General features: G+C 46.0%; 6 protein-coding genes. 2 read left to right on the forward strand and 4 right to left on the reverse strand.

Annotated features, from left to right (window positions below; all coding sequences use genetic code 11):
- Positions 1-57: 57 nt before the first annotated feature.
- Positions 58-1602, forward strand: coding sequence for a Gfo/Idh/MocA family oxidoreductase (locus RDN93_RS02765; protein WP_308744126.1), 1545 nt, complete (start codon positions 58-60; stop codon positions 1600-1602).
- A gap of 80 nt (positions 1603-1682) precedes the next feature.
- Here the strand turns inward: RDN93_RS02765 and RDN93_RS02770 are convergent, their stop codons facing one another.
- Entirely contained in the window at positions 1683-5663 is a 3981-nt protein-coding gene (locus RDN93_RS02770) for a two-component regulator propeller domain-containing protein (protein WP_308744127.1), read from the reverse strand.
- A 216-nt stretch (positions 5664-5879) separates the two neighbouring features.
- Here RDN93_RS02770 and RDN93_RS02775 point away from each other — a divergent pair, with 216 nt between their 5' ends.
- Entirely contained in the window at positions 5880-8132 is a 2253-nt protein-coding gene (locus RDN93_RS02775) for a glycoside hydrolase family 3 C-terminal domain-containing protein (RefSeq protein WP_308744128.1), read from the forward strand.
- Between the two features lie 142 nt (positions 8133-8274).
- On the opposite strand, the gene RDN93_RS02780 is transcribed toward RDN93_RS02775, so the two are convergent.
- The 3 genes from RDN93_RS02780 to RDN93_RS02790 all read right to left on the reverse strand — a co-directional run bounded on the left by RDN93_RS02780 (position 8275) and on the right by RDN93_RS02790 (position 14396).
- Positions 8275-11631 (reverse strand): glycoside hydrolase family 2 TIM barrel-domain containing protein, encoded by a 3357-nt coding sequence (locus RDN93_RS02780; protein ID WP_374047358.1) that lies wholly within the window; start codon positions 11629-11631, stop codon positions 8275-8277.
- A 50-nt stretch (positions 11632-11681) separates the two neighbouring features.
- Positions 11682-12881: a glycoside hydrolase family 88 protein gene (locus RDN93_RS02785; RefSeq protein ID WP_374047359.1), complete on the reverse strand. Its 1200-nt coding sequence runs from the start codon at positions 12879-12881 to the stop codon at positions 11682-11684.
- A 171-nt stretch (positions 12882-13052) separates the two neighbouring features.
- The gene (locus RDN93_RS02790; protein ID WP_308744130.1) at positions 13053-14396 is read right to left on the reverse strand and encodes a hypothetical protein; all 1344 of its coding nucleotides are present in this window, start codon (positions 14394-14396) and stop codon (positions 13053-13055) included.
- Between the last annotated feature and the right edge of the window lie 16 nt (positions 14397-14412).

A 14412-nucleotide genomic window follows, 5' to 3' on the forward strand; every position in this document is an offset into this window, starting at 1 on the left:
GAATTAAAACAATGTTATATTGAAATAAACATAGTGTAAAATAATCAATAATTATATATGAGAATGATTCATTTTTTAGCGTTGGGCCTATGTTTCATATTAGGTTCATGCACGATGCAGCAATCTGCTGTGCAGGTCAGTGACAAGGGTACAGAGTGGAGTTGGGACAAAGGGACAATTGTTGTGAGAACTCCTAAACGTCCTGCCGGACAGGAAAGCGTCATCGGATTGGCACTTCCTAAGATGGAAGTGGTGCGTGTGGGATTTGTAGGATTAGGTATGCGTGGACCGGGTGCCGTGTCACGTTTCACTTATATTCCGGGAACACAGATTGTAGCGTTGTGCGACTATGAAAAGGAGCGTGCCGAGAAATGTCAGAAATATCTGAAAGATGCTTCTCTGCCCAAGGCTGCCATCTACTCAGGTGAAAAAGGCTACGAAGAATTGTGTAAGCGAGATGATATCGATTTGATTTATATTGCAACCGACTGGCTGCATCATTTCCCTGTGGCGAAATGCGCATTGGAGAATGGAAAAAACGTAGCGATTGAAGTGCCTTCGGCTATGAACCTGAAAGAGTGCTGGGAGCTGGTTGATCTCAGTGAGAAGACCCGTAAGCACTGTATGATTCTGGAGAACTGCTGTTATGACTGGTTTGAGATGAATACCTTGAATATGGCACAGCAAGGCGTGTTTGGTGAGGTGATTCGTGCGCAGGGTGCTTACATTCATAATCTGGCTCCTTTCTGGAAGCATTATTGGAAGAAAGGTGAAAGTGACAAGTTGGGCTGGCGCCTTGACTATAACATGCGTCATCGTGGTGACGTGTATGCTACTCATGGTCTTGGTCCTGTGGCACAGGCGCTCGATATTCATCGTGGCGACCGTATGGAGACTTTGGTAGCTATGGATACCAAATCGGTTGTAGGTAAGGACTTGGTGAAAGAGAATGCCGATTCTGTTTGTAATAATTTCCGCAACGGCGACCACACTACTACTTTGATTCGCACTGCTAATGGCAAGGTTATCGAAATCCAGCATAACGTGATGACTCCGCAACCCTACAACCGTCTTTATCAACTGACAGGTACTAAGGGGTTTGCCAATAAATATCCGACTCAAGGGTATGCTCTTGACGCAGAGCAGTTGAAGGCTTCCGGTGTCCAGCCCAAGGTGGACGACCTGAACTCACACGGCTTCATGCCGAAAGAGGAGATGGTGGCTTTAGTGGAAAAGTACCAACATCCTATCTTGAAAAAGTATGGTGAGATGGCGAAAGAAGTGGGCGGTCATGGTGGCATGGATTTCATCATGGATAGCCGCTTGGTTTACTGTTTGCAGAATGGTCTTCCTTTAGATATGGACGTTTACGATTTGGCAGAATGGTGTTGCCTCGCCGAGTTGGGTGAACTCTCTATGGACAACGGTTGTGCTTCCGTTGCGTTCCCCGACTTTACCCGTGGCGAATGGAATAAGGTGAAAGGATACAGACACGCTTATGCTGCTCCTGCTGAAGAGGAAGCGGTGATGGAAAAGGCGAAGGCTTTCACTTCCAGACTGAAAGAACAAGGCGCCAGAGAATGGGCGGAAGCAGAAAAATAAGAAAGAACTGATAGAATCAATTGGTTTAGGGTATCAGAAAGTGAATCCCGTTCCGTTATTGCAGCGGAACGGGATTTCTATTACTTTCCTCTATACTCTTGTGGTGACTGATTGAAGCAGGCCTTGAAGCAATGGCGGAAGTAGCGTAGGGAACTGAATCCTGCCTGATAGGCAATTTCCGTGATTTGCAGTTCGGGATGATTCTTCAATAGTTCTGCCGCGTATTTCAGACGGGCATTCATAATAAACTCGTTAGGAGACATACAGCTCAAGGCTTTCAGTTTGTTGTAGAATGCGCTGCGGCTCAAGGCCATTTCTTTGGCGAGGACACTGACATCGAATTCTGAGTCTGAGAGGTGTGCTTTGACTGTTTCCTCTAATTGTTCCAGGAACTTGGCATCAATAGGGTTGAGTGCCAGTGCCTGTATTCCAATTTCAACAGGAGACTTGCTGGTTGCCATTTCCTGGCTGAACTTCTGTTTCAGCAGTTTCCGGTTACGCAGTATATTGGCAATGTGAGCCTGCAACATTCTGTTGTTGAAAGGCTTTCCGATATATTCGTCGGCACCGCATTGCAGCCCTTCCATCTTCTTGTCGTTCGAGGTGAGGGCGGTGAGTAGTATTACGGGAGTGTGGCAGAGGTCGAAGTCGGTTTTGATTTTGGAACACATCTCGATGCCGTCCATTTCCGGCATCATGACATCGCTCAGTATGAGGTCGGGACGTTCTTCCATCGCTTTCTGCAGTCCGTCCTTTCCGTTCATGGCAATAACTACCCGGTAGAGCGGTGAGAGCAGGTCAGTGAGCAGTTGGAGCAGTTCTTCGTTATCCTCTACAATGAGTACGCAGTCCTTGTCCGTTCTTCCGGAGGGGAGCGCTTCGGGTGTTTCTTCCGTTGCACATTCTTCCGCTTCGGCAGTCTCGGTGAGCGGTGCAGGTATTGTTTCATATCCCGTTTTGTCTGCTTCTACGAAAGTGACGTAGCTATCATCTTTGAACGGATTCTCTTTGGACAATGTTACAGTGAAGATACTTCCGTAGTCTATTGCACTCTGCACTTCGATTTGACCGTGGTGTAGTTCCACAATGCCCTTCGAAAGAGCCAGACCGATGCCGCTGCCGGGTGACGAGGAACCCTCGTCCGCCTGATAGAAGCGGTCGAAGATAAATGGTAGAGCATTTTGAGGAATACCCTTGCCGGAGTCTATTACTTTAATATGAATAAAGTCTCCTCTATCAGTGATTTGCAGTTCTATCTTCCCTTTTTCGGGCGTATGCTTGAAGGCATTGGAGAGCAGATTGGTGAGGACTTTTCTCAGTTGTCGTCCATCAAACCAGCACAACAGACTTTCTACTTCTGTATGGAATATAAACTGTAGATTCTGTAAGTCCGCCTGGTCGGTGAAGTCTTGATGGATTTGCTTCAAGTAGGGAATGATGTCCATTTGGCAAACGTTCAGATGCAGTTTTCCACGCTCCATCTTCCGAAAATCCAGTAATTCGGAGATCAGTTCCTTGAACTGGAATGTGTTTCTGTAGATTTTTGTCAGGCGACTGCGCAGAAAAGGAGAGAGACTATTGCTCTGAAGCAGTGCTTCTATTTGTGTGATAATCAGTGTCAACGGTGTGCGAAACTCATGGGAGATGTTAGCAAAGAACTGCAATTTGGCTTGTATCAGTTCTTCGTTCTTTTCTTTTTCCAGTTTTTCTTGTGCCAGTGAAGCGCGGAGTCGCATCTTGGAACGTGCTTCACGGAAGATATTCCAACCTATGACGGTGATTGTGCAGAGATAAAGAATCCACATCCACCAGGTATTCCACCAGGGGCGGTGGATGAGAATGGGAAGTTCAATGGCATGCACTTCATCGAGTGGACTTTGCTGTTGTTCACGTATTACCAACTTATACTTTCCGGGGGAGAGATTAGTGAATACCACAGTGTTACCGTTGGTTCTGTTCCATTCTCTGCTGAATCCTTCCATCTTGTATTCGTAAATCTTCCTATCGGTATTACTAACGTAATTGTTGGAAGAGAAATTGATGGAGAAGTTGTTTTCTTTGTGTGCTAACTCTATCTGGCGGACAAAGGGTAGGGCACTTTTCAGAATACCGTCATCTGCTCCGACGGAGATACCCCGGTTGTTTACTGCCAAAGAAGAAAAATAAAGATTGTACTTCGGGGCGATTTTCTGCAAAGAGGAGTTCATGAACGAACTCATTCCTTCTACACCGCCTACAAACGTTTCTCCGTTACGGCAAATCAGAAGCCCGCAACCTTCATTGATAGCGGAAAGGTGTAGGCTTTCCACATCAATTATCCGCTTCTCTTTGGTTTGCGGATGATAAATAAGGAGACCGTGGTCGTTATTGATTGCCAGATATCCCTTGTCGGTGATGACCATATTGTAGCAATAGTCGGCATCAATATCCGTGCAGGCTATAAATTTCTCCCTTTCTCTGTCGAACCGGTAGATGCCGCTGCCGGAAGTACCGAAATAAAGGGTACCGTCGTGGCTTTCTACCATGCTCTGTACATAATACTTTCCCAGTCCGTTTTCACCGTATTGGTAGATATACTTCTCTTTTGGATTGTTCATGTTGATACGGATAATCTTCTTCCAGTGGGTTATCCAAAGGTAATTTTGAGAATCTATCAGAAAATTGCTTCCCTCTGTGTTTGCTTCCGGAGTCTGGGGAAGTAGTTTTTGGAAGTCTTCTTTTCCTTCTTTGAAAAACATACCTTTTCCTGTGAGCAGATAGAGCTTTCCTTCTTTGAACGCTGTTTTTATCCAAGTATCTCCAAACTCTTTGGAGTGGAAGACAACCCTTTTGCTTGGAATGTCGAAGCATAAGCCACCCTGTTTGTGAGTGCCTATGTAGAGCCGGTCGTTTGCGGCATCGTAGGTGATACATTTCAGATTGTAGAATATTCCGTTGGGTGATTTTGCGTCCATCAGGTAGTGGGTGAATCGTCCGGTTTTCCGCTCCAGACAGTTCAGCCCTCCCCCTTCGGTACAAATCCATATGTCTCCATGCTTGTCTTCCACCATGTTCCCAACAAAGGGGAAACTTAGTCCGTTCTCATTACCGATACTTTCGGTATAGTGGCTGAAGATATCCACTTCGGGGTTGAAGTAGCTGACCCCGCCATAGTAGGTACCCACCCAGATAGTACCTTGCCGGTCTTTGTGGAGGGAAAAAATGGAAGAGTGGCGTAAATTTCCGGGTTTGCTCCCTTTTTGATAATAAGAAACATGTCCCAATGTGTCTATCTTGTTCAGCCCGTTGAAGGTGCCCAGCCAGATACTTCCTTCGTTATCTTCCACAAAGCAACGCACGTCATTGTTGGAGATGCCGAATTCGTCCTGAATGGTGAATTGTTGGCTGATTCCGTTCTCTATCTTGTACATGCCGTTGCGGAAGGTAGCCACCCACATTGCGCCCCGGCTGTCGCGATACAATGAAAGTACGTTGATGTTCGGAATCACGCAGACGGGTGATGACGGGGTATGGATATTATCTGTTCTGTAAAGTCCGTTTCTGGTACCCAGCCAAAGGCTGTTGTTTACGTCTGCATAGAGTCGGATGATTCTTTTGTGGAAAGGGGCTTGATAGACAAATTTGAATGTTTCTTTTTCCCGATCCCATTGGAAAATGCTGTCATTGACAGCGGTCCATATGGTATGATTCTGTGCGAATAAAGCCTGTGTGCGTAGCGGCAACGGCAGGAAACGGTCCTTGTGTAGATCGTAGCGGATGAGGTTTCCGTCAGAAGTGAAAAATAGGCTGCCTTGTTTGTCACTTACTATATTGGATATTTCATTGCCGCCAAAATAATCTTTGTTGTCCGGAGACGGTTTATAAGTTCGCATTTGGTTTCCGTCATAGCAACTCAAGCCTTCGAGTGTACCAAACCACATTCTGTCCAGTTCGTCCTGGCAGATGGAGAGTACTGATATTTGTGACAGACCGTTTGATTTGCCTAAGTGTTTAAAATAGATATTTCCGTGGACGGCAACAGATATGAGCAGAAATAGGTATAGTAACGATTTTCTTTTCATAGCGGGGATTTTGAGATTAAGTGTGTTTGTATAATTACCAAACAAAGGTAAGGCTTTTAGCCGAAAATGGAATGTTAAAAATTAGCTTTTTAATGGAGAAGACATAAATGTATCACGAAAAAGACAAATTCTCCCCTTATGAGTTTAAGGGCATTCTATCTTTGCGGCAACCGTATGAGGTATATTGCCTTACTGTGTAGCCTTTAATATAAAGTAATGAACATGAAACTCAAATCAATTTTATTGGGCTTGTCCATGGCGACTGCACTGCCTGCTTTGGCGCAGGTGCCGGTGTATTTGGATGCAAATAAGCCTGTTGAAGAACGGGTGAAAGATGCACTAAGCCGTATGACACTCGAAGAAAAGGTGGCGATGATTCACGCCCAGTCTAAATTCAGTTCACCAGGTGTGTCTCGTTTGGGTATTCCCGAGGTATGGACAACAGACGGTCCTCATGGTATCCGTCCCGAGGTTTTGTGGGATAAATGGAATCAGGCCGGATGGACTAATGATTCTTGTATGGCTTATCCGGCGTTGACTTGTCTTTCGGCTACATGGAGTCCCGAAATGTCGTATCTTTACGGGAAGAGTATCGGTGAGGAAGCTCGCTATCGCAAGAAAGATATTCTGCTCGGTCCCGGTGTGAATATCTATCGTACCCCTTTGAACGGACGTAACTTTGAATATATGGGCGAAGATCCGTATCTATCTTCTGTAATGGTAGTTCCTTATATTAAGGGAGTACAGGAGAACGGAGTGGCGACCTGTGTAAAACACTACGCATTGAACAATCAGGAATTCAAACGACATACCACTAATGTTCATTTGAGTGACCGTGCTCTTTATGAAATATATCTGCCGGCTTTCAAAGCTGCTGTTCAAGAAGGTGGGACGTGGGCAATTATGGGTGCCTATAACCTCTATCGGGGAGAACATGCCTGTCATAACAAACGTTTGCTTAAAGACATCCTTCGTGATGAATGGGGATTCGATGGGGTAGTGGTATCTGATTGGGGAGGTGTACATAATACCGATCAGGCTATTCATAACGGTTTGGACATGGAATTTGGTTCTTGGACGAACGGGCTTTCTACCGGCACCCGCAATGCTTATGATAACTATTATCAGGCCTATCCTTATCTGAAACTGATAAAGGAAGGTAAAGTTGGAACCAAAGAACTGGACGAAAAGGTGAATAATATTCTTCGTCTTATTTTCCGTACTTCCATGAATCCCAATAGGCCGTTCGGCTCTTTAGGTTCTCCCGAACACGGGCAAGCCGCACGCCGGATTGGTGAAGAAGGCATTGTTCTTTTGCAGAATAAGAATAATGTATTGCCTGTCGACCTGAATAAGGCGAAGAAGATAGCCGTTATCGGTGAAAACGCCATTAAGATGATGACAGTAGGTGGTGGCAGTTCTTCTTTGAAGACTAAATATGAGATTTCTCCATTGGATGGTTTAAAGAAACGTATTGGTTCACAGGCTAAAATTGTGTATGCACGTGGATATGTAGGTGATCCTACCAGTGAATATAGCGGCGTCAAAACCGGTCAGAACTTGAAAGATAACCGTTCGGAAGACGAACTTCTCGCTGAGGCTCTGCAAGTGGCTAAGGATGCGGATTATGTAATCTTCTTCGGTGGACTGAACAAGAGTAATCATCAGGACTGTGAGGATACAGACCGTGCCTCTTTAGGTCTGCCATATGCACAGGACAGGGTAGTAAGTGAACTGGCAAAAGTCAATAAAAACCTGATATTTGTCAATATCTCCGGTAATGCAGTAGCTATGCCTTGGGTGGATGAAGTTCCCGCCATTGTTCAGGGCTGGTTCTTGGGCTCGGAAGCCGGCACGGCTCTTGCTTCGGTTTTAGTGGGAGACGTAAACCCTTCCGGAAAACTTCCTTTCACTTTCCCTGTAAAATTGGATGATGTGGGTGCTCATAAACTGGGTGAATATCCGGGCAATAAAGAAGAATTGGCAAAGTCGAAGCACAGGGGGGATACCATTAACGAAACTTATCACGAAGATATTTTTGTAGGTTACCGTTGGGCGGATAAAGAAAAAATCAAACCGTTGTTCCCGTTCGGACATGGATTGAGCTACACGACTTTCGCTTATAGCAAACCTTCTGCTGATAAGAGAACAATGACTGCCGACGATACGATTTCGTTTACTGTCAATGTGAAGAATACGGGAACCCGTGAAGGTCAGGAAGTCGTCCAGCTTTATATCAGCGATAAGAAATCCTCTCTGCCCCGCCCGGTGAAAGAACTGAAAGCTTTCCAAAAAGTGAGACTGTCTCCGGGCGAAGAGCAAGCGGTGACGCTGACAATTGATAAGAAAGCATTGAGCTTCTTCGATGACACAAAACACGAGTGGATAGCCGAACCGGGCAAGTTTGAGGCGGTTATCGGAAGTTCATCGAGAGATATTAAGGGGATTGTACCCTTTGAGTTGAAATAAATTAGCGTGGGAGATATCCGGATACATATCAAGGTAGCCGTGTAGCACCCCGATGCTATTGGAATTTTTCAATTCATATTCGGCATATACCAATATATATATCCGGTTTTTTCTTTGTCCTTGGCGGCGGGCAAAATGAAAATCAATATTTGTACTTCAGATAGTTGGAAGCATTCTTGCCGTTTACGGGTATGAAGGTAAATCCCCATTTGTAATCGCAATTCGCGGGAATGGTGAATCCGGATTGCACTTTGGCACCCCAGCTGTCGTATCCTCCTACTCCTTGTTGCTTCATATCTATGCATACCTCGATGAAATCACGTGCCTTTATGTCATTCACGTGGGTCATGCGGCGCAATACGTTACGCGCTTCCTTCTCATTGTGATTGCGTATCTCTTCCGCCGAATAGTTCCTCCACTGGTACGGACGGTTCGTGGTCTCTTCCGAGTCGAAATCCTCTACGGCATTGCGCAGGGCATTAAAACCTACCGTGCTGTCCGCCTTTATCATAAAGCCGCTGTCTCGACTATCGGACAACATCAGCCAGCGGGTATCGGTGCGGTGCCCATTTTCCTGCGGGCGTACGTAGTTCACATACATCGTTTCTACGGTGGTATCGTAAAGGCCGATCATCGAACCGGCATTCCTGTCGATGTAGTTTTCTCCGGGGCCGCGGCCGTAATACTTCACACGGTTCATTTTCATCGGAACGCGGAAGCGCACACCTATGCGCGGCACTTCAAGACGGTCCGGGTCTTCTTTCTTCTTTCCCGGAGTATAGGTGGCAAGATGAGTGTCTTCCGATATGTCGGTATGGGCCGCCTTATGGCTGGTGGGCGTGAAATGCAAATTCACGTTCATTATCCCGTCCTGATAAATTGTGTAGAGAACGGTATAGGTGTTTCCGGTAGGCAGGCCGTATGTCACTGTCACAAAAGCTTTGCCATCGGCCATCTTCACGTCTGTTCCTGATACGTTGAAGTCACGGCTTGCCTGCTTCCACACCTGCAGCCGTTTGGGGTTTCCGTTGCCATAGTCATTGTCGTTGGGAGCGCGCCAGAAGTTGGGCTGTATACCGAATCCGCCAGCGAAATATTCCAAGCCTTTCACCTTGTACGATTTCAGTAGTCCGGCATCCTTGTCAAACTCAAAATTCACTTTCGAAGAGCGCACTATGATAGCATTCTCTGTACTCATATCCTTCAATGTGGGGCCGGCGGCATTATATTCGCTGGTGGAGGCTGAGACAGGCAGACAGAACTGTCCGTGGGCTATTTCATGGTTTTGGGGAATCAGTCCTTCGGCTTTCTTCGTACGGACACTGAAATTGATGAGATATTCCACACCGGCAACGGCCGAGGGATATTCTGTCGGCACGGTAATCTCCTTGCTCTCTTGGGGGGCGAGCGCTATGTTCAATACTCCTTCTTTTATGTTGCTGCCGTTTGCCGTAAGTTCATAGCTCACGTTGTATTCGTCGAGGTTGGTGAAATAGAAACGGTTCATGATTCTGTACCTGCCCTTGTTTGCATCCATTTCCTCGAAAGATACGTTCTGATGGGCATACTTCACTTCCGCCATAGCCGGATGGGGTGTACGGTCCGGTCCCACGATGCCGTTGCAGCAGAAGTTTCCGTCGCTTGGCATATCCGTTCCATAGTCGCCGCCGTATGTCCAATAGCAGTTGCTGTCTTTGTCACGTTCCGCTATGCCCTGATCTACCCAGTCCCAAATGTATCCTCCCTGTAGGTTCGGATACTTATAGATTGCTTTCCATTGGTCCCAAAGGTTGCCGTTGGAGTTGCCCATGGCATGGGAGTATTCTGACGGGACAACGGGACGGTCGGATCCTGTCTTGCCAATGTATTCGAGCCAGTCTGCGCTCGGATACTGGGGTACATACATATCGGAGTTCCATTCCCACTGCGCACGTTCGTAATTCACCGGGCGGTTCATGAGTTGCTTCTCCCGTTCCTTTATCCACAGATAGGTCTGGTAAAAGTTGTATCCGTTTCCCGCTTCGTTGCCGAGCGACCAGAAAGTGATGCTCGGATAGTTCTTGTTGCGTTCGTACATATTTTCCGTACGGTAAATGTGGGGCTTGAGCCATGCGGGATTGTTGCCCAACGTGCCGCCTTTACGAAGGTCGTAATACATTCCGTGCGACTCGATGTTCGCCTCATCATATACATAGAGTCCGTATTCATCGCACAGTTCATAGAAACGGCGGTCCTGCGGATAATGGCATAGGCGTACACTGTTGATATTGTTCTGTTTCATCAAGGCGAAATCCTTGCGCATCACTTCTTCGGTAATGTAATGGCCGGTATGAGGGTCATGCTCGTGTATGTTCACGCCTTTCAACTTTATGGGCTGTCCGTTTACAAATAACACCACGTAAGGCTTTCCGTTTCCGGCCAACTGCTCTATGGGCTTTATTTCGATACGGCGGAAGCCGACGTTGAAAGGTACTACCTCCGTAACCGTTCCGTTTTCTTTCACTGTCATTACAAGCTTGTAGAGATGGGGCTTCTCCGATGTCCAGGTCTTTATGCCCGGTATTTTCTTACCGAAAGATACCGTGTTCTCCTTGCCGTCCTCCACTGTCTGTTCTTCTTCGCCTTTGGCGACAGTTTTGCCGTTTGCTTTGTCTATAAGCTCGTAACTTATGCTGAGGCGGGCTTCTTTATCGCCACGGTTTCTTAGCTCCACTGCCAAATCGAACGCTCCATCCTTGTAAGAATCATCGAGCGTAGACTTCACACGAAAATCCTTGATTGCCGCTTTGGGCTGCGAATAGACAAACACGTCCCTTTCTATGCCACTCATGCGCCAGAAGTCCTGACATTCGAGGAACGAACCTGTGCTCCATCTGAATATCTTCAGGGTAAGGATATTCTCCCCTTTCACGATATAGTCGTTGATAAGATATTCGGCAGGGTTCTTCGAATCCTCGTTATAGCCCACTTCCTTGCCGTTGATATATACGTAGCATCCCGACTTTGCTCCGGCTATGTGTAGGTAGATGTCCCTGCCGTTCCAGTCGGACGGTATGCTGATGTTCCGGCGGTACACTCCCACCGGGATGTCGGCTGGCAACTGTGGAGGTTGTGGGTTTCTCGGCTGGAACTCGTAGCCGTGGTTCGTGTAGATAGGAGTTCCGAAGCCCTGCATTTCCCAGTTTCCGGGCACTTTTATATCCTTCCATCCGGACAGGTCGGCACCGTTGTCCGTAATGTCTGCTGGCAGGTTGCGGTGTGAATCTGTATAATAGAACTTCCAGGTGCCATTCAACAACCTGTAATAGGTACTCGATTCATACTTGCCTGTCATGGCCTGCGACTTCGTGGCGAACGACATGAAAGTGGTACGGGGCTTCTCGCGGTTCACGCTCACCGTCTGCATATCCTGCCAGTATGGTAATCCGGATGAAACCTCACTTTGAGCCATGATGCTTCCACACAATACCAGGCACAATCCCAATAAATGACTTTTCATGATATTGATTGTATTAGTTAGTAGGACTGTCTCTTTGATATGAATAAGTATTATATATCAGATTTCCTGTATTTCAACAAGGCCTCAAGATAATAATAGTCTGCATATACGAGCGGCACATCAATCTCGTTGCCATGAGGGATACTGCCCACACTGTGCATCAGCGTAAAGTTACAGTTATTTCCCGGAACGGCGAGGTATGTCGGCGAAGATAATGACTTCAGTATATGTTCCGCTGCTTTATAGTACTTATTACCGTTCTTCACGTAATTCGCCAGTTCGAGAAAAGCAGATGCCGTGATTGCTGCTGCCGAAGCGTCGCGCGGCACTACTTCGAACTGGGAAGGGTCGTATTTCCAGTCAGGTGTATATCCGGGCTGTCCCGCATTGAAGTCCCAGTATGGGATACCGTCCTCCGGCATATTGGGGTGGTTCAACCAGAACTCGGCGGTCTTTAATGCCATGTCTAAGAAGAACTGTTCTTTGGTTTCCCTATATACCATTGTGAAACCGTATATCGCCCATGCCTGCCCTCTTGCCCATGCTGAATTGTCGGAAAAGCCCTGACAAGTGGCTTTGTGGAGCACTTTACCCGTGTTCTCGTCGTAATTCACCACATGGTAGTTACTATAATCTTCACGGAACTGGTTCTTGGCGGTGTTGCGGGCATGATTCGTGGCTATCATGGCATATTTGGGATCTTCCGTCACCTTGCTTGCCCAGTAGAGCAGTTCGAGATTCATCATGTTGTCTATAATCACGGGATAGAGCCATTCGTCCTTGCCGTTCCATGCCATACGCTTGTTCCACGATTCGATACAGCCGACGGTTTCGTTGTATCGGGTACAAAGTGAGTTGGCGGATTCTATCAGTATGTCCTTGTACTTTTCGTTTCCTGTCAGGCGATAAGCGTTTCCGAAACTGCAATACATCAGGAACCCCACATCGTGGTGATGCTTTGTGGTTTTCATAGGTTCAAGTGCTTCGGTCCATTTTATAGCTGCCTGTTTCCAGAAGTCTTCTTTGTTCCATTCATATAGATACCATAGGCATCCCGGATAGAAGCCTTCCGTCCAGTCGTTCAGCTTCGTGGTTTGTAACTTGCCGTCTTGGTCTACTGTACGGGGATATTCCGTAGGTTCGGGTACTGCTGCTAACTGGTTCTTCAGTTGTATCTCGGCAGTTGTGAATCCTGTTTCCACAAAGTCTTTTTCCTTCGCGGCTTCACCGCACGATGTAAATATTCCCATGAGAGGGAAAGATAAGAGGATTAATAAGTTTTTCATTACTAAAGTTTTATTAAAAATGTGTCAAAACCCAACATAAGAACACAAATAACACAAATACCCAATCAGATAAGTTTGGATCATATAAGTCTAAAAAGCAATATTTGTGTAATTCGTGTTCTAATCTTTCATTGGTTATAAACCGTAAAGTTTCAATTCGCCGATGGTTACAGCAGGGTGTGTTAAGTTAATATTAGGAGCAACATTATGAGACTCATCTGTCATAGGCTCATTTTCCTTCTGATGATTTAGCGCATCATAACTGCGTATGAAAGAAATTCTGAAGACTTTAACCTGCATCCCGTTCAAGGCATAGACAGGTAAATCTGCTCTTTCCCTAAACCATGTACTCTTTCCGGTAGGTAAATTATCATTTTCTCTTAAATATTCACCCAACAACACAAGATTACTCTTCGACTCTCCTGCATATATTTTTATATGGCTTGGTACATTATTGTTATTAGTACCGGTTATATAATTGAATGTAATATATTTGTATTGGTTATCCGGCAAATTCACATCGATGTACACTCCATATTCAGCATCATAGTGAGGATTTATGCCGCTATTCCAAATTGTTTGAAAGATAGTCGTGATGTCACCATCTGCAATTCTTGTATGATCTTGAGACCATCTTTGACTGCTTGCAAACAACATATCATTGGTAATTTTTATTTCCGGGAGTTCGTCACCCATAGGTGCGCCACCGCTACTCTTCGTGTTTACGATGATCCAAATACGGCGTACGGCTGTCTCGTCTTGCATGAAAGTGACAGGCAGCATATAGTCTTTGGTTGAACTCAATTGGCTTATGTAACTCTTGTTAAATGTCACGGACAATGTGTTGTTCTCGTATTTCAAATCTGAATAATGTGTGCTTTTCAGTACCTCACATTCCGTCTCGTATCGGATACTGTATTCTTTCATGTCAAGTTCATCGTTCTCGTTGGCTATGTCAAGAGTGACATTTCCGCTCAATCCGATGTTTTCCACTTTGAACGTCATATCCTGTTCTCCGCCGCCTATCATGTACGTATAATAATTGTACTCAGGACGGATATACTCGGTATCATACTCTTGGTTGAAACGATATGTGTAGACATCCTCGTTGGCGGTGTTGGTGATGCTGACCAATGCACTGCGGTTGTTCTCATTGTATGAGTTTTCCGATGCCATTATTATAATCTCACCGCTACCGTTCTGTTTTGCCACGGGATTGACGGTGACCCATGCACCACCTTCTAACGTCACAGTCCATGAAGTCGCATCAGAAGCATCCACCATGAAACTGTAAATCTGCCCTTCTGCTGGAACGGACACTACGTGTTCTTGTCCGCTGACACATTCGAAATCAGAAGATGTTATCTCGAACGACAATTCTCCTTGGTTCAATTTGTTATCATCGTTGCTACATCCCACCATTGCCACCATTGCAGCAAGCAATGTGAAAAGCCTTATGTTCTTATATGGATTTTTCATTTCTTTGGGTTTTTAA

Source organism: uncultured Bacteroides sp. (assembly GCF_902491285.1).
Taxonomy (GTDB): Bacteria; Bacteroidota; Bacteroidia; order Bacteroidales; family Bacteroidaceae; genus Bacteroides.

What these genes read in the sequence shown, in the direction of transcription:
- RDN93_RS02780 (WP_374047358.1), bottom strand. Translation starts at nt 11,631, where the DNA reads ATGAAAAGTCATTTATTGGGATTGTGCCTGGTATTGTGTGGAAGCATC.
- RDN93_RS02765 (WP_308744126.1), top strand. Translation starts at nt 58, where the DNA reads ATGAGAATGATTCATTTTTTAGCGTTGGGCCTATGTTTCATATTAGGT.
- RDN93_RS02770 (WP_308744127.1), bottom strand. Translation starts at nt 5,663, where the DNA reads ATGAAAAGAAAATCGTTACTATACCTATTTCTGCTCATATCTGTTGCC.
- RDN93_RS02790 (WP_308744130.1), bottom strand. Translation starts at nt 14,396, where the DNA reads ATGAAAAATCCATATAAGAACATAAGGCTTTTCACATTGCTTGCTGCA.
- RDN93_RS02775 (WP_308744128.1), top strand. Translation starts at nt 5,880, where the DNA reads ATGAACATGAAACTCAAATCAATTTTATTGGGCTTGTCCATGGCGACT.
- RDN93_RS02785 (WP_374047359.1), bottom strand. Translation starts at nt 12,881, where the DNA reads ATGGGAATATTTACATCGTGCGGTGAAGCCGCGAAGGAAAAAGACTTT.